This is a genomic window from Gordonia sp. 11cp (genome assembly GCF_057767225.1).
Map to the genome: position 1 here is coordinate 5,032,321 of NZ_CM173437.1, position 19,091 is coordinate 5,051,411.

The 19,091-nt window shown below is 68.0% G+C and carries 17 protein-coding genes and 1 riboswitch; of the genes, 8 read left to right on the forward strand and 9 right to left on the reverse strand.

The annotated features are described in order from the left end of the window. Positions 1-85: 85 nt before the first annotated feature. Entirely contained in the window at positions 86-1,894 is a 1,809-nt protein-coding gene (locus tag AC3B6C_RS22470; RefSeq protein ID WP_010843635.1) for an AMP-dependent synthetase/ligase, read from the forward strand. A 41-nt stretch (positions 1,895-1,935) separates the two neighbouring features. On the opposite strand, the gene AC3B6C_RS22475 is transcribed toward AC3B6C_RS22470, so the two are convergent. The 5 genes from AC3B6C_RS22475 to AC3B6C_RS22495 all read right to left on the reverse strand — a co-directional run bounded on the left by AC3B6C_RS22475 (position 1,936) and on the right by AC3B6C_RS22495 (position 7,009). Next, positions 1,936-3,060 (reverse strand): glycosyltransferase family 4 protein, encoded by a 1,125-nt coding sequence (locus AC3B6C_RS22475; protein ID WP_488376369.1) that lies wholly within the window; start codon positions 3,058-3,060, stop codon positions 1,936-1,938. Beyond that, positions 3,060-4,463: a hypothetical protein gene (locus AC3B6C_RS22480; protein WP_488374207.1), complete on the reverse strand. Its 1,404-nt coding sequence runs from the start codon at positions 4,461-4,463 to the stop codon at positions 3,060-3,062. Before AC3B6C_RS22480 ends, AC3B6C_RS22475 begins: the two co-directional genes overlap by 1 nt. Before the next feature lie 6 nt (positions 4,464-4,469). Next, positions 4,470-5,507, reverse strand: a complete 1,038-nt coding sequence (locus AC3B6C_RS22485) for an NlpC/P60 family protein (protein ID WP_488376370.1) — start codon at positions 5,505-5,507, stop codon at positions 4,470-4,472. Positions 5,508-5,739: 232 nt separating this feature from the next. Beyond that, positions 5,740-6,423, reverse strand: a complete 684-nt coding sequence (locus AC3B6C_RS22490) for a C40 family peptidase (protein ID WP_014927320.1) — start codon at positions 6,421-6,423, stop codon at positions 5,740-5,742. Positions 6,424-6,439: 16 nt separating this feature from the next. Next, positions 6,440-6,671, reverse strand: a riboswitch (cyclic di-AMP (ydaO/yuaA leader). Between the two features lie 107 nt (positions 6,672-6,778). Continuing rightward, positions 6,779-7,009, reverse strand: a complete 231-nt coding sequence (locus tag AC3B6C_RS22495) for a hypothetical protein (RefSeq protein ID WP_231632728.1) — start codon at positions 7,007-7,009, stop codon at positions 6,779-6,781. A gap of 276 nt (positions 7,010-7,285) precedes the next feature. On the opposite strand from AC3B6C_RS22495, the gene AC3B6C_RS22500 reads away from it, so the two are divergent. Beyond that, a complete protein-coding gene (locus AC3B6C_RS22500) occupies positions 7,286-9,088 on the forward strand; it encodes a DEDD exonuclease domain-containing protein (protein ID WP_488374208.1) in 1,803 nt (600 codons plus the stop codon). A gap of 40 nt (positions 9,089-9,128) precedes the next feature. Then, complete coding sequence (locus tag AC3B6C_RS22505; protein WP_014927322.1) at positions 9,129-9,407, forward strand: Lrp/AsnC family transcriptional regulator; 279 nt, start codon at positions 9,129-9,131, stop codon at positions 9,405-9,407. Positions 9,408-9,414: 7 nt separating this feature from the next. Here the strand turns inward: AC3B6C_RS22505 and trpD are convergent, their stop codons facing one another. Continuing rightward, entirely contained in the window at positions 9,415-10,485 is a 1,071-nt protein-coding gene (gene trpD / locus AC3B6C_RS22510; RefSeq protein ID WP_488374209.1) for an anthranilate phosphoribosyltransferase, read from the reverse strand. A 97-nt stretch (positions 10,486-10,582) separates the two neighbouring features. Beyond that, positions 10,583-11,068, reverse strand: a complete 486-nt coding sequence (locus AC3B6C_RS22515; RefSeq protein ID WP_488357961.1) for a hypothetical protein — start codon at positions 11,066-11,068, stop codon at positions 10,583-10,585. A 153-nt stretch (positions 11,069-11,221) separates the two neighbouring features. Here AC3B6C_RS22515 and ctaE point away from each other — a divergent pair, with 153 nt between their 5' ends. The 5 genes from ctaE (at position 11,222) to AC3B6C_RS22540 (ending at position 17,207) form a co-directional block, all read left to right on the forward strand. Beyond that, entirely contained in the window at positions 11,222-11,833 is a 612-nt protein-coding gene (ctaE, locus tag AC3B6C_RS22520; RefSeq protein ID WP_083888978.1) for an aa3-type cytochrome oxidase subunit III, read from the forward strand. A gap of 55 nt (positions 11,834-11,888) precedes the next feature. Beyond that, positions 11,889-12,785 carry a cytochrome bc1 complex diheme cytochrome c subunit gene (qcrC, locus tag AC3B6C_RS22525; protein WP_488357962.1) on the forward strand — a complete coding sequence of 299 codons (897 nt, stop codon included), beginning with the start codon at positions 11,889-11,891 and terminating at the stop codon, positions 12,783-12,785. Further along, entirely contained in the window at positions 12,782-13,939 is a 1,158-nt protein-coding gene (gene qcrA / locus AC3B6C_RS22530; RefSeq protein WP_010843624.1) for a cytochrome bc1 complex Rieske iron-sulfur subunit, read from the forward strand. The genes qcrC and qcrA overlap by 4 nt, the downstream gene beginning before the upstream one ends. Further along, positions 13,936-15,558 carry a cytochrome bc1 complex cytochrome b subunit gene (gene qcrB / locus AC3B6C_RS22535; protein WP_010843623.1) on the forward strand — a complete coding sequence of 541 codons (1,623 nt, stop codon included), beginning with the start codon at positions 13,936-13,938 and terminating at the stop codon, positions 15,556-15,558. Before qcrA ends, qcrB begins: the two co-directional genes overlap by 4 nt. A gap of 149 nt (positions 15,559-15,707) precedes the next feature. Continuing rightward, entirely contained in the window at positions 15,708-17,207 is a 1,500-nt protein-coding gene (locus AC3B6C_RS22540) for a bifunctional phosphatase PAP2/diacylglycerol kinase family protein (protein ID WP_442902709.1), read from the forward strand. Between the two features lie 100 nt (positions 17,208-17,307). On the opposite strand, the gene AC3B6C_RS22545 is transcribed toward AC3B6C_RS22540, so the two are convergent. Then, a complete protein-coding gene (locus AC3B6C_RS22545; RefSeq protein ID WP_010843621.1) occupies positions 17,308-17,724 on the reverse strand; it encodes a cytochrome c oxidase subunit 4 in 417 nt (138 codons plus the stop codon). Positions 17,725-17,726: 2 nt separating this feature from the next. Then, positions 17,727-18,824, reverse strand: a complete 1,098-nt coding sequence (gene ctaC, locus AC3B6C_RS22550) for an aa3-type cytochrome oxidase subunit II (protein WP_044506928.1) — start codon at positions 18,822-18,824, stop codon at positions 17,727-17,729. Positions 18,825-19,091 lie beyond the last annotated feature (267 nt).

The following is a 19,091-nucleotide window of genomic DNA, read 5'->3' on the forward strand; positions in this document are numbered from 1 at the left end:
TGCACCCGAAACCGACGTCGCGATCAGTCCCGTTCAGCAGCGGGGATACGATTCGGTCACTGATGTCTACTGGAGGGTAACCACGATGGGTGAGTACAGCGTGCCCGCGAAGTTCTCGATCGCCGACGACGAGAACTGCACGAACATCATCTTCGGCCTGGCGGAGCGGTCACCGCAGCACATCGTGTTCCGCCACAAGCAGGGCGACCGGTGGGAACCGGTGACTGCCGCCGACGCCGCCTCCCGGATCTCCGCGATCGCCAAGGGACTGATCGCATCCGGCGTCAATCCCGGCGACCGGGTGGCGCTGCTGTCGCGCACCCGCCTCGAGTGGAACCTGTTCGACTTCGCGATCTGGTCGGCCGGCGCGATCACTGTTCCGATCTACGACTCCTCCTCCGCGGGTCAGATCGAGTGGATCATGCAGGATTCCGGTGCCGTGGCGATCGTCCTCGAGGACGACGGACATCGCGCCGAGTTCGAGTCCATCGATTCCCTCACCGCGCCGGTCACCGTCTTCCAGATCGACCGCACCGGCGCGCCGGGGGCCGTCGACGAGCTCGTCGCGGCGGGCGCCGACGTCCACGACGACGAGGTCGCAGCCCGCCGGGCCACCGTCAAGGCCGCCGACCCGGCGACCCTGATCTACACCTCGGGCACCACCGGACGTCCGAAGGGCTGCGAGCTCACCCACGCGAACATGCTGTCCGAGGTACGGGCGGTTCTGGCCGGCGACATCCTCGACAAGGTCATCGCCCGCGACTCCAAGCGCCTGCTGATGTTCCTGCCCCTCGCCCACGTGCTCGCCCGGGCCATCACGCTCGTCGCCATCGAAGCCGGCGCGGAGGTCGGGCACACCAGCGACATCCCGAACCTGGTGGACGAATTCGCCGTCTTCAAACCGTCGCTCATCCTGTCGGTGCCGCGCGTCTTCGAGAAGGTCTACAACACCGCACGCCAGAAGGCCCACGACGGCGGCAAGGGCAAGATCTTCGACGCCGCGTCGGACACCGCGATCGCCTACTCGCAGGCGAAGGAGAAGGGGCAGGTCGGCCTCGCGCTGAAGGTCAAGCACGGCGTCTTCGACGCGCTCGTCTACAAGAAGCTCCGCGCCGCCCTCGGCGGCGAGTGCCAGATGGCGATCTCCGGTGGCGCTCCGCTCGGCGCCCGCCTGGGCCACTTCTTCTCCGGCGTCGGCGTGCCCGTGTTCGAGGGTTACGGGCTGACCGAGACCACCGCGGCCTTCAGCGTGAACACCCCGTCGGCATCGAAGATCGGCAGCGTCGGGAAGCCGTTGTCGGGCAACGCCGTTCGGATCGGGGACGACGGCGAGGTGCTGCTGCGCGGCGGAGTGGTCTTCACCGAGTACTGGCAGAATCCGGAGGCCACCGCATCGGCGGTCGTCGACGGATGGTTCCACACCGGCGACCTCGGCACCGTGGATGCCGATGGATTCATCACCATCACCGGCCGCAAGAAGGAATTGATCGTGACCGCGGGCGGCAAGAACGTCTCCCCCGCCGGACTCGAAGACGTCATCCGCGCCAATGCGTTGATCTCGCAGGCGACCGTCGTCGGTGACGCGAAACCGTTTGTGGCCGCACTCATCACGATCGATCCCGAGGCGTTCCCGGCGTGGAAGGAACGCACCGGCAAGCCGGCGTCCGCGACGGTCGCCGATCTCGCCGACGACACCGACCTGCGGGCCGAGGTCCAGTCGGCCGTCGACCTCGCCAACAAGACGGTGTCCAGCGCCGAGTCGATCAAGAAGTTCCGGATCCTGCCGACCGATTTCACCGAGGAGACCGGCGAGATGACGCCGACCCTCAAGGTCAAGCGCAACGTCGTCGTGCAGAAGTTCGCCGGCGACATCGAGGCGATCTACCAGCGCTGAGCCCGGCGCCGGCGGCGTGGGCCGCCTACGCCGGTTGCTCCTCAGAGCAACTGGCGCAGGCGGGCCGCCATCTGGCTCCACTGCCAGTTCTCGACGACGTAACGCCGTCCCGCCCGGCCCATCTCGGCGGCTGCGGCGCGATCACCGAGGATCGACAGGATCGCCAGGGCGACGGCGTCGACATCGGTGCCGTCGACGGCGGTGCCGGTGACCCCTTCCTCGATGGTCTCCGGGGCACCCCCGGACAGGCCCGCGACCACGGGCACGCCGGACGCCGATGCCTCCAGGTAGACGATGCCCAGCCCTTCCACGTCCAGACCACGACCCCGCGTGCGGGACGGCATCGCGAACACGTCCGCGATGTTGTGGTAGGCGGCGAGTTCGTCGGCGGGCACCGAACCGGTGAAGATCACCTCACCCGCCACCCCCGTGTCGGCGGCGAGGTCGCGCAGGGTCTTCGCATAGGGACCACCGCCGACGATGACGAGCGTGGCGTCGGGAATCGTGCGCCGGATCAACGGCAGCGCGCGGATCAGGACATCCTGACCCTTGCGCGGCACCAGTCGCGACAAACAGAGGATCGTCGGCCGCTCCCCCAGGTCGAGACGTTCGCGAAACCGCTGACGCAGCACCGGATCCGGGGCGAAACGTTCGGTGTCGACGCCTGGGGGCAGATGTTCCAGAGCCGCGCGGGCACCGAAGGCCGATGCGAAACGGCCGCGGGTGTAGCGGCTGACGAAGGTGATCACGTCGGTGTGGCGACCGATGTGACCCAGCACCTGTCGCGCGCCCGGGAGCATCGACCAGCCGACCTCGTGACCGTGTGTGCTCGCGACGATCCGCTGCGCGCCCGCACGACGCATCGCCGGCGCCAGGACGGCCAGCGGTGCGGCCGCCCCGAACCACACCGTCGAGATCTGTTCTCGGCGCACGATCTCGGCGGCGCGCCGCGCGACGAACGGAGTGGGCAGCATGAGGGTCGTCGGGTGCCGGTACACCCGGTATGCCGCCGCCGCGTCGAACTTCTCGTGCGAGTCGCCCCGCCACCGAGGCGCGTAGACGACCACGTCCTCCGGGGGCAGCAGCTCCACGAGATTCTGGAGGTAGGACTGGATGCCGCCGGGCCGGGGCGGGAAATCGTTGGTGAGCAGCAACGTCCGGGCCATCAGCCGGCCTGCCGTACCAGCCAGCGCTGCCACCCGGCGAGCAGTTCGGCACGCGTCAGCCCCAGGCTCGAGGCGATCGCCGCGTCCTGGGCCGTGGGCACGGCCGACGCCGCGACCCCCACGTACATCTTCTTCAGTCGGACCTCGTCGAACCGATCGGCGACGTAGGCCGCCAACGACCACGCACTCTGATAAGCCACCTGTGAAGTCTGCCCGTCCATCGCGAAGTCGGCGTCGGCGGGTGGGCCCGCGGGGACGGCGCCGGCGCGCACGGTCGCGGTCAGATCGGGAGCGGCGTCGGCGAACCGCGTGTAGGTGCCTTTGCGGCCGACGTACTCGGCCACCCCCTCGGTGATCCACAGCGGCGCGCCGAGCGCGGTGGAGGTGCGGGCGGCGACGTGCGTCAGCTCGTGCCGGAGCACCACGGCGAGTGTCGGGGGCGCGAGCTCCCGGACCGCCGGGGTCAGGATGATCCGCTGTCCGGTCGCGGTGCGCTGCACCAGGTCGAGACTGCTGTACACCGTCGCGGCCGCCGCCGTGTCGGTGGCCGCGCGACCGTCGGGCACCAGCGCGCTGAACTCGTCGTCGGTCGCGGTCGCCACGATGACGGCGCGGCGATCCCAGGAGTCGCCCCAGAAGTCACTGACGGCATCGACCGCGGCCGGCAGCTCACGCCGCAGCGTCGTCACCGCCGGTCCGGTTCGCGGGTACGACGCGACCACCGACGTGCCGCCCGCGGTCGCGGTGTCGGCGACCTGGAGACCGGGCAGCTCCCACATCTGGGTGGGCGACGGGTCACGACCCAGCGCCTCGGCATCGGCGACGAGGCGCCACTCGTCGCCGTGGCGGGCGACCACGAACTGGGTGCCGACGACCACCTCGGCCTCGGCGATGCCCGGAACGGTCTCGCCGCCGAGCGCGTAGCGCAGCTCCACCGGTACCACCCACGAGTCCGAACTCCCCCCGGCGTCGAGGAGTTCTTGGAGCTCGCCGGGGACGAGGACCTCCGCCTCCTCGGTGGGCGCGAGCTGATACCGGAACCTCGCGAACCGCAGAGTGCCGGAACGATCGTTGCGCGGCGTGAACCGGCGGGGCGCGAACGTACTGGTCGCGGTGAGGAATCTGTTCTTGAACGCGGGGGTGGCGGCGGTGTCGAACAGGGTCCCGATCGCCCGTATGTCGCCGGAACGCACGTTCTCGGTGAGCGAGTCGAGCAGCCTGGTCACCCCCGCGGCACGATCACGCTCATAGACGTTGACCTCGGAACTCGGCGTCGACTCCGCTCCTGCCGATGGGCTCGCTCCCCCCAGCGGATCACCCGTGCCGCATCCGGTGAACGTGCCGACGACGACCAGCGCGACGACCGCCGACGACAGGCCGGCACGCCGACGCCGTGAGATCACCGTGGTCTAGAACCGGCGAGCGGAGTTGTACGGGCCTGCCTCGTCGATCGGCACGACCTTGACCGGGACGCCGAAGGTCGAGGCATGGATGACATATCCGTCGCCGACGTACATGCCGACGTGATGCGCGTCCGGGTAGTAGATGATCAGGTCGCCGGGCTTCAGATCGTTGCGGTCGACGGCGGTCCCGCCACCCATCTGCGCCTCGCTCGACCGCGGGATGGTCTTGCCCGCCTGCTTGAATGCCCAGACCATCAGGCCGGAACAGTCGAATGAGTTCGGTCCGGTGGCGCCCCACACGTACGGATCACCGATCCGGGTCAGCGCGGCCTGCACCGCGATGAGTCCGGCCGCGGTACCCCTGGGCACCAGACGCGGATCGAAGTCGAAGGTCGGTCCGCGCAGCGCGGCGAGCTGCTTTCCGGTCATGGACTTGTAGATCGCCCGGATCTGGATCGCCTGGAGCTGCAGGTCGGCCTGCTTCGTCTGCAGATCACCGCGGACCCGCTCGGCGCGGGAGACCGCCTCGGAGGCCGCCACCGCCGTCTGCTCGGCGTCTTTCTTCGCGATCTCCGTGCGTGCGCGAACCTTCTTGATGGCGGTGAGATCCGCCGACGCCTGACGCGAGATCATGTCCAGGCCCGACATCTGGTCGAGCAGTGCCTGGGGCGAGTCGCTGATCATCACCGCGTAGAGGCCACTCACGCGAGCGCCCTGGTAGCTGGCGCGCACGATGGCGTCGACGCGGTTCTGGTGCACCGCCAGCTGGGCGCGGCTCCTGTCGAGCGTCTGCTGTGCCTCGGCCGCCGCCCTCTTGGCCGCGGCCACGATGCCGCGCTGCTTGTCGTACTCGATCTTCGCGTTGTGCATCGCCTCGGTGGTCTTCTCCGCGTCGATGCCGAGCTGCTTGTAGCGGTCGAGCAGCTGATCGGCCGAGCGCGCGGGCACCGCACTGGCGTCCCCGACACCACCGGAGACCGTCGGTATGAGCACGGCGAGCGCCGACAGGACGCAGACCGCGAACATCAGCGGACGCGAACGCATGGGTGGCCGCATGACGCGAGCCCGCCCCTCCCCGTTCAGCACGGTCCTACTCACTCCCTCGTGTGTGCTCGTCGATCCTGAGCAACCCGGGCCTCCCGTCACCCGTGCCCCACGTCCCGTCGACCACCCTAGGGCGCCGACAGGCCCCCTGGACTGGTTCGGGCGGATCGCAATCCACGCGATCCGCCCGTCCAGAGACCCTCGTGCTCAGTCTGTCCGTGTTCAGTTGTCGTCAGTAACGACGGATTCCCGTCAGGGTCCACTCCTTGACGGCGTCGCGCTTGACCGGCGTGCCGTAGTTGGACGAGTGGACGAACTGGCCGTTGCCGACATAGATGCCGGCGTGGCCGCCACCGTTGAAGATCATGACGTCGCCCGGCTTGGCTTCGGAGTAGGACACCGCACGTCCGCCGCCGAGCTGGCCGTAGCTGTCGCGCGGAATGTTCTTGCCGGCCTGCTTGTAGGACCAGTAGACGAGACCCGAGCAGTCGAATGCGTTGGGGCCGGCGGAACCGTAGGAGTACGGCGAGCCGATCTTGCTCTCAGCGGCCTTGACGGCCTTCTCACCCGCGGTCAGCTGCGGCTGGCCCAGGGGCGCGCCGCCCTGCGGACGGAACTGCTGGGGAATCTGGTCAGGGGCGATGCCCGGCACGGTGAACTGTCCCAGGTTGGGGATCTCGACCGTGGCCGCGGGCGACTTCTTCACGGGCGTCGCCGGGGGTGCGGGCTTGGCGTCCGGGGCCTTCGCACCGGGCAGGGCCGGGATCTCGAAAGTCCCCAGCGGGGTGTGGACCGGGGCGGCGAGAGCAGGGCCGGCGGCTGCGGCGAGCGAACCGAGCGTGATCGATCCGGCGATCACCGCCTTCTTGGCGACCGTGCTGCCACGATTGGGCTGTTCCAAACGATGTTTGGCCACGAAGCGAGTTCTCCTTCAGATCTTCCTCTACCGCCGACCGAGTTAGCTGTCGGGTTCGGGCCGGAAGAGTGGCCCTACGCGTGTTTCGCGCATGAGGTATCCACTGGACACTCATGCGTGGCAACGCGATTCACCCCGATTCGGAACGGATTCGCGTGAGACGCATCCGTGGTGATGCGCTCCGACGAGCCCGCCCGAAGGTTGTGGTTCCCCGGTTCGCCGCAAGGGCGATTGAGCGGTGACTACTGCGGACCACTTCTGTTGAAGCGGGACGCTCCGCAAAGGTCTCAGAAAGGTTACGAAATCGGATGCGCTCTGTCCACTAAGCGACAGACAGCCAAACCTCGGCCGATTTTCAGCCGGCCCTGAGGACCGTCACAGAGGCGCGTCGATCTGGTGCCTGAACTGCGGTTTTCGCCGATCTTGCAGATCGTGCAGCGCCACTCGTCACCATTGCAGCAGCCTGCAGAACGTCGATCGCGAGGTCGATCTCGGCGTCCGCCTCGACCGTCGCCGCCGTTACCGAAACTCCACCTTCGTCGGGCATATCGTCCCAGCTCGGACCGCCAAACAGCACCGTCATCATGCACCCGTCGCAAGCGACGGGACGGGCGGGGCATCGTGCACAGTCGACGTACATGGTGTGATCTCCATCTCATCTGGTGAGGCGGGGCCGTGTCGGCCCTCGTAGGGGTCGTGGTCACCGTGAGAGCACCGCATTTCTCACGTCCAGGTGGAGACTAGGAGCACCCACCGACAAATCCCGTCGAACAGTCGTCGACCCAGCAGTCACACCAGTCACAGGCCGAGTACGCGGTGTGCCGTCATCGCGCTGTCGGTGGATCGAACTAATGTTCGCCGGGTGACGCAGACCAGCGTGGCCGGCTCCTCCGCGGGGCAGCTCACCTTCGCCGACCTGGAGGCCGCCGATCAGGGGGTCACCGGCGAGTCATCGAACGAGTTCAGCGACCGCTCGCTCTTCGACACGACCCTCGTCGTCGTCGACCTCGAGACCACCGGCTCCGATCCGGCCCGTGACCGGATCACGGAGATCGGCGCGGTGAAGATCCGTGGCGGCGAGATCATCGGCGAGTTCGCCACCCTGGTCGACCCCGGTCGACCCATCCCGCCCCAGATCGTCACCCTCACCGGAATCACCACCGCGATGCTGACCGACGCACCGCGTATCGAGTCGGTGCTGCCCTCGTTCTTCGAGTTCGCCCGCGGCTCGATCCTGGTGGCGCACAATGCCCGGTTCGACATGGGCTTCCTGCGTCAGAACGCGATCCGGCTCCAGCTCCCGTGGACGTTCAGCCTGAGTCTGTGCACGGTGACCATGGCCCGGCGCATCCTCACGCGCGACGAGGCGCCGACGGTCAAGCTCAGCGCCCTCGCCGACCTGTTCGACGTCTCCGTGCGCCCCACGCACCGGGCACTCGATGATGCCCGCGCCACGGTGGAGGTCTTCCACCGGCTCCTCGAGCGCGTCGGCAACCAGGGCATCGCCACCGTCGGTGACCTGACGTCCTATCTGCCGCGGACCGACCCGCGACTCCGGGCCAAACGCGGTCTCGCCGACCACATCCCGTCGCGTCCCGGCGTCTATCTCTTCCGTGGCCCGTCCGACGAGGTCCTCTATGTCGGTACCGCGGTGGACCTACGCCGTCGGGTCCGGTCGTATTTCACCGGTGGCGACCCCCGCCGCCGCATCGCCGAGATGGTGCTCCTCGCGCAGCGGGTCGACATCGTGGAATGCTCCCACCCGCTCGAGGCGGCGGTACGCGAACTGCGGCTGCTCGGCGCACACGCGCCGGCGTACAACCGGCGGTCGACGCAGCCGCACAAGGGATGGTGGGTCACCCTGACCGAGGAGCGGTTCCCTCGTCTGAAGGTCAGCCGCACACCCACCGACGAGTCGATCGGCCCGGTGGGGAATCGCACCGGTGCGGCGACCGTCGCCGATGTGATCTCGGCGGCCGCCGGTCTCCGCACGTGTACGAAGCGGCTCGGCGCCAACGGTTACCACTGGTGTCCCGATGCCGACGGGAGACGACGCCCCGGGTCGTGCCGGGCGGCCACCGCGCAGCCGCAGACGGTCCCCGACTACTCCCCGCGGGTCACCGCGGCGCGCCGACTCATGCGGGGTGAGGCCGACGAACTCCTCGACGGGCTCACCGCACGCCTCGCCGACCTCGCGCAGGCCCACATGTTCGAGACCGCGGCACGCCATCGGGACCGGCTCGCGCTCACGATCGACACCCTCGCCCGCTGTCAGCGACTGGCCGCGTTGTGCGCGATCGCCGAGATCGTCGTCGCCCGGCCCGATGGCGAACGGGGATGGCAGTTCGCGGTGATCCGGCACGGGCGGCTCGCGGCGGCGGGACGCGCGCGACGCGGCGTCTCCCCCATGCCCGTCGTCGACGCGCTGGTCGCCGCGGCCGAGACCGTGGTGCCCGGAGACGGTCCGCTGCGCGGCGCCCCCGCCGAGGAGGTGGGTCTCGTCTACCGCTGGATGACCGAACCGGGCGCGCGGATCGTAGCGACCAGTGAGCCGGTCGCGCTGCCGGCCTACTCGGCCGAACGACGCCTCGACTGGTCGCGATCAGCGCACGACGCGCGCATGGCCAGGCCCGCCACGGAACCTCGCGTGCGACAGGCGAGCTGACCGGCCGCCTGGTCCTGGGGAGCACCACTAGGCTTGCGCCATGATCACTGCCATCGTCCTCATCCAGGCCGACATCCACCGCATCCCGGAGACGGCGCAGGCCGTCGCCGACATCCCCGGGGTCGAAGAGGTGTACTCCTGCGCGGGCGACGTCGATCTGATCGCGAAGATCCGGGTCCGCGACCACGAACAGATCGCGACGGTCGTCACCGGCAAGATCAACCGCCTACCGGGCGTGCTCAAGAGCGCGACACACATCGCCTTCCGCAGCTACTCCAGCTCCGACGTCGAGGGCGGATTCTCCATCGGCGAGAGCTGACGCACCCTCAGGCGGGTGCGGCGAGCTGCCGGCTGAGCTCGGCCCAACGCCGCAGCAGGTCCGCGGCGGAGCCGTTGTCGATGGCCTCGGCGGCGCGGCCCTGTGCCTCCCCGAGCGCGTCGGTCAGTTCCGCCGAACTCATCGGCGCCTCCTGTTCGAACGCGACGATGGCGCCGGCCGAGTTGAGCAGCACCGCGTCGCGGACCGGTCCCGTGGTCCCGGCCAGCAGTTCGCGGGCGATCACGGCGTTGACCGTGGCATCGCCGCCCTGCAGGGACGACAACTCCACTCGTGCGATCCCCAGATCGGTGGGATCGACGGTCAGCTCGTTCACCTGACCGGCGACGACCTGCCACACCGTCGACGTGGTGGTGGTCGTCAGCTCGTCGAGTCCGTCGTCGCCGCGGACCACGAGAGCGGATCCGCCGCGTTCGGCGAAGGCCCGCGCCAGCACCGGGGCGAGGTCGGCGAACGCGCAACCGATCAGCCCGCGCGACGGCGTCGCCGGGTTGGTCAGCGGCCCCAGCACGTTGAAGACGGTCGGGATGCCGATCTCCTTGCGCGGCGGGCCGGTGAACCGGAACGCGGGATGGAACACCGGCGCGAAACAGAACCCGATCCCGAGCTCGTCGACGCACCGCGCCACCGCCGCTGCGTCGAGGGAGATGTTCACGCCCAGCGCCTCGAGCACATCGGCACCACCGCTCTTCGACGACGCCGCGCGGTTGCCGTGCTTCACCACCGCGACACCCGCGGCCGCGATCACGATCGCCGTCATCGTCGAGATGTTGACCGTGTGCGACCGGTCGCCGCCGGTACCGACCACGTCGACCGCCGGACGGCTGACGTCCACGAGCGTCGCGTGCTCGAGCATCGCGCGCGACAATCCGAGGAGTTCGGCCGGTGCCGCCCCCTTCATCTTCACGCCGACGCCGAAGGCGGCGATCTGAGCTCCGGTCGCGCTGTCGGTCATGATCTCGTTCATCGCCCAGGCGGCCTCGTCGGTGCTGAGGTCGAGGCGATCGATGATCTTGCCGAGGATCTGCGGCCAGCTGAAGTCGGACTGTGCGGTGCTCACGAGGACAGAGCCTAGTGGTGTGTCTCGGAATCAGGTGGCCGGTGTCGAACGCCGGAGACCAGTCGCGTGATTCTCCAGACACACCACCGGTTGCTGTTCAGCCCGGCGGACGCTGGAGGACGGCCCACTCGCGGGCGAATCCGCCGTGTCGCGAGCCGAGGCTGGCCATGCGGGATCGTTCCTGCGACAGATGCATCGCGTCGAGCAACTGGACGCGCGCCAGGACCAGGACCACGAACCCGTCCTCGAGTGCCGGCGGACTCGGCCCCCAGCGGTCGTCGTCGACGGACTCGTAGCCGTCGAGCGCGGCCACCGCCGCCGCGTCGGCGCGCCGGGCGGGCGGCACCTCGACGTGGTGACGGAGGATGACCTCCTCGGCCGCGCGCCACGACGAGGCGTCCAGCGCGACCGAACTCGCGATCGCGTCGTCGTCGGACCGGGCGACCACCTCCACCCGTTCGTCCAGCGTCAGCGGCCCCGCCTCGGACCGCGGACGCAGTCGCGAACGGAGCCGCGCCAGGCGGCCCTGCTCGACCACCCGGCCGTTGAGATCACGGGGGCCGGATGGCACCGAATTCGACATGAACACACGGTAGCGAGGCGGGCCCGCAGTACGCGCTCATCGGACACGCCGACGGCCGCCCGATAGGGGCTCGGACCTGCGGCGGGAGAATTACCCGGGGGCAATTTCCGACCCGGGTGGCCACCGCTTACTACGAACCGTCATACTTCACATGTGACAAGCGCTGTAGGTACCTCAGGAACAGCCATCACCTCGCGCGTGCACTCGCTGAACCGGCCCAACATGGTCAGCGTCGGCACGATCGTGTGGCTGTCCAGTGAGCTCATGTTCTTCGCTGGCCTCTTCGCGATGTATTTCGTCGCCCGTGCCAACTCGGCGGTCGGCTGGCCGCCGCCGCCGACCGAGCTGAATCTCGCCCTCGCCATCCCGGTGACAACGGTGCTGATCCTCTCCTCGGTGACTTGCCAGATGGGCGTCTTCGCCGCGGAGCGCGGCGACGTCTTCGGCCTGCGCCGCTGGTACGTCATCACGTTGGCGATGGGCACGTTCTTCGTCTGCGGCCAGGCGTACGAGTACTACCACCTGGTCGAGCACGGCACGACCCTGTCGTCGGACGCGTACGGTTCGGTCTTCTACATGACGACCGGCTTCCACGGCCTCCACGTCATCGGCGGTCTGATCGCGTTCGTCTATCTGCTCATCCGGACCAAGCTGTCGAAGTTCACTCCGGCGCAGGCAACCGCCGCAATCGTTGTCTCTTACTACTGGCACTTCGTCGACATCGTGTGGATCGGACTCTTCGTCACGATCTACTTCATCCGATGACACCGGCGACCTCGCATTAGAAGAACAGCCCGTCCCGCTTAGTAGAGAGTCACAGATGAGTTCATCTCCACCGCGTCCGTCGGATAGCGGCACCGAGGTCGGACCCGATGCCTCGGCCCGACGCTCCTCTGCACGCGACGCCGGCCGCCGCGCCAAGACACGACGCAAGCTCCGTCGGCGCGCCACCGGCACCATCGTGTTGCTGGCCGGTCTCGTCATGGCAGGCGTCCTCGCCTCGGTCCTGACCCCCGACCCCCAGGTCGCGGTCGCCGACCAGAGCAACGCCGCGATGATCGACGACGGTCGCAAGCTCTACGAGACCTCGTGCATCACCTGCCACGGCGCCAACCTCCAGGGTGTGCCCGACCGCGGTCCCGCACTGCTCGGGGTCGGTGACGCCGCCGTCTACTTCCAGGTGTCGACCGGCCGTATGCCCGCGGCGCGCGGCGAGGCCCAGGCCCAGCGCAAGCCCGCGAAGTTCACGACCGAGCAGATCGATCAGCTCGGCGCCTACATCCAGGCCGAGGGCGGCGGACCGCAGGTTCCGCGCAACGCCGACGGAACGGTCGCGCAGGAGTCCCTGCGCGGCGAGAGCATCGGTCGGGGCAGCGAACTGTTCCGGTTGAACTGCGCGTCGTGCCACAACTTCACCGGTCGCGGCGGAGCGCTGTCCTCGGGCAAGTTCGCACCGAACCTCGACGGCGTCAACGAGGCACAGATCTACACCGCGATGCTGACCGGTCCGCAGAACATGCCCAAGTTCTCGAACCGCCAGCTTGATCCGGAAGAGAAGAAGGACGTGATCGCCTACGTCAAGTACGTCTCCGAGGCCAAGCCGAGCGGCGGCCTCGCCCTGGGCGGTTTCGGTCCGACCAGCGAAGGCATGGTCATGTGGTTCGTCGGCGTCATCGCCATAGTCGCAGGCGCCATGTGGATGGGATCTCGAGCATGAGCGCGAACGACAAGGATGTCCCGTCGCGGGACGAACTCGACCAGATGAGCACCGACGAGCTCGTCAAACTCGGCACCAATCTCGACGGCGTCGAGATCATCCACCGGTCCGAGCGTTACACGGTGCCCGGGACCAAGGTCGAGAAGCGCGCCGAGCGTCAGGTGGCCATCTGGTTCACCATCGCAGGCGTCTCCGCACTCGCCTGCCTCGGCATCTTCCTGTTCAACCACTGGGAGTTCGCCCTCCCCGATGATCCGAACTACTGGTGGTACACGTTCAACACGCCGCTCCTCGGCGTGACGTTCGGCCTCTCGGTGTTCGCCATCGGCGTCGCGATGATCCTCATCACCAAGAAGTTCATCCCCGCCGAGATCTCGGTCCAGGACCGTCACGACGGTGGATCGACCGAGGTCGACAAGAAGACGATCGTCGGGCTTCTGCAGGACACCGGCACCACCTCGACCCTGGGTCGTCGCAAGATGATCATCGGCTCGGCCGGTTTCGGTCTCGGCGCCTTCGCCGTCACCGGACTCGTCGCCTTCCTCGGCGGTTTCATCAAGAACCCGTGGGCCGAGGGTCCCGACTCGCCGCTGTGGCACTCGGGCTGGTCGCCGATCTACAACCCGCCAGAAGCACCCAACGAGACCATCTACCTGCGGCGCGACACCGGCAATCCGTTCCAGGTCGCACTGGTCCGGCCGGAAGATCTCGACGCCGGTGGCATGGAAACCGTGTTCCCGTGGCGTCGTTCGGACGGGTTCGGCGAGTCCGAACACTCCCGCCACCTGTTGGAGGAGGGCCTGCACCAGGTCCGAAATCCCGTCATGCTCATCCGTCTGCGTCCCGAGGACGCGGCCCGCGCTGTGAAGCGCAAGGGGCAGGAGAGCTTCAACTACGGTGACTACTTCGCCTACACCAAGGTGTGCAGCCACCTCGGATGCCCCGCATCGCTCTACGAGCAGCGGAGCAACCGCATCCTGTGTCCCTGCCATCAGTCGCAGTTCGACGCACTCGAGTACGCCAAGCCCATCTTCGGACCGGCCGCCCGTGCCCTGGCACAGCTGCCGATCACGGTGAACAATGAGGGTTACCTCGTTGCTGCAGGCGACTTCATCGAGCCCGTCGGACCGGCATTCTGGGAGCGTAAGTCATGAGCATCGCCGAACGCCTCGGCACTCAAGCCGAAGAAGTCGACTCGCGGTATCACCTGGCCGCGGGCATGCGTCGCCAGATCAACAAGGTGTTCCCCACCCACTGGTCGTTCATGCTGGGTGAGATCGCGCTGTACAGCTTCATCATCCTGCTGGTCTCCGGCGTCTACCTGTCGCTGTTCTTCGATCCGTCGATGACCCGCGTCGTCTACGACGGCGCCTACCAGCCGCTCAACGGCGTGATGATGACCAAGGCGTACGAGACCACGCTGAACATCTCGTTCGAGGTGCGCGGCGGTCTGTTCGTCCGTCAGATCCATCACTGGGCAGCACTGCTGTTCGCGGCGTCGATCATCATCCACATGCTGCGCATCTTCTTCACCGGTGCGTTCCGCCGTCCGCGTGAGGCCAACTGGATCATCGGCTGCCTCCTGCTGATCCTGGCGATGTTCGAGGGCTTCTTCGGCTACTCGCTCCCCGACGACCTGCTCTCGGGTACCGGCGTCCGCGCCGCGATGAGCGGCATCGTCCTCGGTATCCCGGTGGTCGGCACCTGGATCCACTGGGCGCTGTTCGGCGGCGACTTCCCCGGCGTGATCATCATCCCGCGCCTGTACGTGCTGCACATCCTGCTCTTCCCGGGCATCATCCTGGCGCTGATCGGCGCGCACCTCGCGCTGGTCTGGTACCAGAAGCACACGCAGTTCCCCGGCCCCGGCCGCACCGAGAAGAACGTGGTCGGCGTCCGGATCATGCCGGTGTTCGCCGCCAAGGCCGGCGCGATGTTCGCCTTCGTCACCGGCGTGCTCGCCGTCATGTCGGGCATCTTCCAGATCAACCCGGTCTGGAACATCGGTCCGTACAACCCGGCGCAGGTGTCCGCGGGCTCCCAGCCCGACATCTACATGATGTGGACCGACGGCCTGATACGTCTGTTCCCGGCGTGGGAGCTCTACCTGGGCAACTACACGGTGCCGATGTCGAACTGGGTCGTGCTGATCATGACGATCATCTTCGGCCTGATGTTCGCCTACCCGTGGATCGAGAAGAAGCTCACCGGCGACGATGCGCACCACAACCTGCTGCAGCGTCCGCGCGATGCACCGGTGCGGACCGCGATCGGTGCCATGGCGGTCTCGTTCTACATCCTGCTGACGATCGCATGTATGAACGACATCATCGCGTTCAAGTTCCACATCTCGCTCAACGCGACGACCTGGATCGGACGCATCGGCTTGATCGTCCTGCCGCCGCTGGTGTACTTCATCGCGTACCGCTGGGCACTCTCGTTGCAGCGCAGCGACCGCGAGGTCCTCGCACACGGCATCGAGACCGGCATCATCAAGCGGCTCCCGCAGGGTGAGTACATCGAGGTCCACCAGCCCCTCGGCCCGGTCGACAGCCATGGTCACCCGATCCCGCTCCCCTACGAGGGTGCGGCTCTGCCCAAGCGGATGAACAAGCTGGGTTCCGCGGGCGCGCCGGGTACCGGTTCGATCCTGACGGCCGATCCGCCGGAGGAACAGTTGCGCAACGTCGAACTCGAGCACGAGATCGAGGCGGGCGAACGCAAGGCTCTCCGCGAGCTGCAGGCCAAGGGCGGCTACCCCTTCGGCGAGTAGCCACGCGCGAGAAATTCCACGCACGACCCACCGCGGGCCGTCGAGCACCATCGAGTGCTCGACGGCCCGCGGTGCGTTTCCGGGACGTCGCACTCCCCTCCCCCACGTCACGGTCGGCGACAGGTCGTCGATGTGGCACGGTGGACCCCATGCACCGGCTACCTCCCCGAAGTTCCGGTCTGTCCCAGATCACCCGCGGGATGGGCACTCTCGACGCCGAGATCTACGATTCGATCGCCCGCTCCCCGAGCCCCCTGCTCGACGTGACGATGCCGGCGCTCACGCGTGCCGCCGACCATTCCAAACTGTGGATGGCCGTCGCCGCCGGTCTGGCCGTGTCCGGGCGTCCGTCGCTGCAGCGCGGTGCCGCACGTGGGATGGTCTCGCTCGCCGTGACGAGCCTGGTGACCAATCAGGGCGCCAAGCGCGTGCGCCGACGGTCACGCCCCGCCCACGGCCTCATTCCGGTGCCACGACAGGGCAGTCGGCGTCCGACGTCGAACTCGCTGCCCTCGGGTCACTCGGCCAGCGCTGCGGCGTTCGCGGTCGGGGTGGGCGTGGAGAATCCGCCGGCGGGCCTGCTGCTGTCCGCCCTGGCGGGGCTCGTCGGGTTGTCCCGCGTGGCGACCGGAGCCCACTACCCGGGTGACGTGGTCGCCGGGCTCGGCATCGGGGCCGTGATCGCGACCATCGGCGCGCGCGTCATTCCGCCCATCACCGAGCCGTCGCTGTCCCTGGCCGCCCCGTCCGTCGTCGACGTGGACCGCAACCCGGACGGGGCAGGTCTGGTCGTCGTCGTCAACCCGGGTTCCGCGGATGGCCGCGGGCGACGTGTCGTCGAGACGATCCGCGGCCGGCTACCGGCCGCCGAGATCGTCGAGCTCGACGAGACCGACGACATGGCAGCCGTTTTCGCCGAAGTCGCGACCCGCGCGACGATCCTCGGCGTGGCCGGTGGCGACGGTACCGCGGCGTGCGCGGCCGGGCCGGCGCTCGCCGCCGACATTCCCCTCGCGGTCTTCCCCGCCGGCACCTTCAACCACTTCGCCCGCGACATCGGGTGTGGGACGGTGGACGCCACCATCGAGGCCATCCGCGCGGGGTCGGCGTCCCGGGTCGACGCTATGTGGCTCAATGATTCCCGACTGATCCTCAACACCGCGAGCATCGGCGCTCACCCCGATTTCGTCCGGGTACGCCGGCGTCTGCAGCGGCGGATCAGCCGTCCGCTCGCGACCGCTGCCGCGGTGTTGCACGTCCTCCGCAAGGATCCCCATGTGCGCATCGAGGTGGAAGGCCGTGTGCTCGATGCGTCGCTCTTCCTCGTGGGCAACTCGATCTATCAGCCCACCGGATTCCTTCCGTCCCGCCGTGTCCGGCTCGACGACGGACTCCTCGACGTGCGCATCCTCGAGACCAGCCATCGCTGGGCGACGCTGCGGCTGCTCGGCTCGCTGGCCGCCGGACGCCTCGAACGCTCGCGTCTCTACCACGAGATGCAGGTGCCCGAGTTCCGGTTCACCGCGGTCGACGGTCCGGTCGCGGTCTCGCACGACGGGGAGGTCGAGGATTCGTACTCCCACGCCGACTTCCGCGTGGACTATCGCGCCCTCAAGGTGTTCCGGCCCGCCGCCCGCCGGCGGTCCTGACCCGAGCGACACGCCCCGACCGCGGGACAGCGAAGCGCCCCACCGGATCACCGGTGGGGCGCTTCGTCTCGGTTCGTGATCGCGCGCGGTGCGCGTGGGCTCAGTGCTTCTCGGGGCCGACGTGGTACTCGAAGACGAGTCCCGCCGCGGTACCCATGATCACCACCGCGGCGAAGATCGCCAGCCAGAAGTTGCCGGTGGCGAAGCCGACCGCGAAGGTCGAGGCGCCGAGCGCGATCAGGATCGGCCACCAGGAGTGCGGGCTGAAGAAGCCCAGCTCGCCTGCGCCGTCCTCGATCTCGGCGTCTTCGTAGTCCTCCGGGCGGATCTCGACGCGCCGTGCGACGAACCGGAAGAACGTGCCCGCGATGAGCGTCAGGCCCGCCGCGAAGAACAGGCCGACGACGCCGACCCACTCGATGCCCTTGCTGGTGAAAGCGGTGAAGAGGGTGTACGCGACGCCCGTCAGAAAGAAGAAGGCGGTCAGCATCTCGAAGAGGCGTGCCTCGATCTTCATCGTCAGCTCACTTTCTTGGTGCAGTTGGCGAGGGTCGGGTTGTCCCGGTCACCGGTCGCGCCGACGCTGCCGTCGGTGGCGCGGCGGGTGTCGAACGGCACCGTGGTCACCGCTTCGGGCGCCTGGCAGATCGCGGCGAGCGCTTCCGCGTTGGTGGCACCGGGGTTCGACTCACGGAAACGGATGTAGCTGTCGAAGTCCTCCGGGGACACCGCGCGGACCTCGAAGTTCATCATCGAGTGGTACGTGCCGCACATCTCCGCACAGCGGCCGACGAAGGCTCCGGTCCGGTCGATCGACTTGATCTGGAAGACCGGGTCGGTCGCGTTCTGCTCCGGGAACGGGAAGACGTCGCGCTTGAACAGGAACTCCGGCACCCAGAACGAGTGGATGACGTCGGCCGAGGCGATGTTGAACTCGATGCGCTTGCCGGTCGGGAGCACCAGCACGGGGATCTCCGACGACGAGCCGACCGTCTCGATCTTGTCGAACTTGAGGTAGTCGCGGATGTCGTCGTCACGACCGCCGGCCGGACCGGGAAGCTCACCGTGCTCCCCACCCTCGTCGCTGCCGGCGTGCTCGGTCTCGGCACCGCTACCGGTCTGGGCCTGGACCTCGAACGGGTTGCCGTTCTGCTCGAAGCCGTTGTAGGTGGTGCCATCGGAGAACTCGACCTGGTTGTAACCGAACTTCCAGTTCCACTGGAACGCGGTCACGTCGACGACGACCTTCGAGTCGTCGTTCTTGCTCTCGACGTTGTTCTGCACGATGACCGTGAAGTAGAAGAGCACGGCGATGATCACGAACGGGATCGCCGTGTAGGTGAGCTCCAGCGGCACGTTGTACGCGGTCTGGCGCGGGAACACGCCCTTCTTCGCGTCGTTCGCACGGTGGAACGTGATCGTCCAGAAGATCAGTGCCCACACCAGGATGCCCATGACCAGAGCCGCGATGACCGACCAGGTCCACAGATCGACCATCTCTTTGCCATCGGGCGTGACGCCCTCGGGCCAACCGAAACGCATCGCCTCACTGGCGTCGCAACCCGACATCAGCAGTGCGCCGAGGCCGAGAGTGGCGACGAATCCCAGTCGCTTCATCGTCCGCGACGCTGATGAGACACGCCTCGCTCGGGGCCGTCCACCGTGTGCCAATTTCACGCCTTCCTGCTCGCTCACCGGCGCCCTTGCGCCGAGGTGAGTGCATGCCACATGACCTGCACGGGGCAAGGTCTTGCCGTCAACACACAGCAATTCTTGCACCTAGTACTACGCAGCGTAGACCAACCCGGGGACGCTGACGGAATCGGGGCGCGATCCGGTCGTGTCCTCTCGCTTTCCGTCCTGCGCCGGTGTCGTCGACGCGTG